This window comes from Streptomyces atratus, assembly GCF_014648655.1.
GTDB lineage: Bacteria > Actinomycetota > Actinomycetes > Streptomycetales > Streptomycetaceae > Streptomyces > Streptomyces atratus.
The window spans coordinates 1-1,202 of record NZ_BMRN01000186.1 but is presented as its reverse complement, the minus strand read 5'-3'; the positions used below and the strand labels follow the sequence as shown (position 1 = coordinate 1,202).

Sequence of the window (1,202 nt, the reverse complement as noted above, 5' to 3'; positions counted from 1 at the left end):
GCGGGTCTGGCGTCGGGCCGGGCGGCGGTTCTTCCGTTGCCCATTGATGTGGCGGCCCTCCGTGCACGCACCGACACGATTCCCGCTCTCCTCCGCGACCTCGCTCCCACCACCACCCGACGACGGTCCGCGGTACGTGCTCTGGCCGGCGCTGCCGACGGCCAGGAGCTGATGCGCGCTCTGGCCGGCCTGAGCGAGACAGACCGAGCTCGTACGCTGCTTGACATGGTCCGGACCCAGGTGGCCAAGGTGTTGGGCCACAGCTCTGCGGACGCGATCGAAGCGGACCGGCCCTTCCAGGAGCTCGGCTTCGACTCACTCAGCGCGGTGGAGCTCCGCAATGCCCTCAATGCGGCCGCCGCACTGAGGCTGCCCGCCACGCTGGTCTTCGACTACCCCAGCTCGCGGGCCGTGGCCGAGTACATCGACAGCGAGCTCGGCGGCGGTATCGAGCAGAACTCGGACCGGCCGGTCAGCCCCGTGCTGCACGAGCTGGACGACGAGCCGATCGTCATCGTGGGGATGGCCTGCCGCTATCCCGGGGGAGTGACCTCCCCCGAAGACCTGTGGGACCTCGTGCTGGAAGGACGGGACGCGGTCTCGGCGTTTCCGCAGGACCGCGGTTGGGACGTCGAGGGCGTGTACAACCCTGAGCCGGGCGTACCCGGAAAGACGTACGCCAATCAGGGTGGCTTCCTCCACGACGCCGGACACTTCGACCCGGGCCTCTTCGGGATCAGCCCCAACGAGGCATTGATCATGGACCCGCAGCAGCGGCTGCTGCTGGAGGCGTCCTGGGAGGTCCTGGAACGTGCGGGCATAGACCCGCGCTCGCTGAAGGGTACGAAGACGGGCGTCTTCGCCGGTCTGATGTATCACGACTACGGGCAGGGCACGGAAGCTGCAGCCACCACGGGTGGAAGCCTGGTGTCGGGACGCGTTTCCTACACCTTGGGTCTTGAGGGCCCGTCACTCACCGTGGACACGGCATGCTCGTCGTCGCTGGTCGCCCTGCACCTCGCGGCCCAGGCGCTGCGTTCGGGGGAGTGTTCGATGGCGCTGGCCGGCGGTGTGGCCGTCATGTCGACCACCGATATGTTCGTGGAGTTCAGTCGGCAGCGTGGGTTGGCGAAGGACGGGCGGTGCAAGTCGTTCGCGGGTGCGGCGGATGGTGCGGCGTGGTCGGAGGGTGTGGGGGTGCT

The 1,202-nt window shown here is 68.6% G+C and carries 1 protein-coding gene; it reads left to right on the top strand.

Annotated features, from left to right (window positions below; translation table 11 throughout):
- On the top strand, nucleotides 1–1,202 hold a 1,202-nt coding region (locus tag IEZ15_RS43990; RefSeq protein WP_229846611.1), incomplete at both ends, for an acyl carrier protein.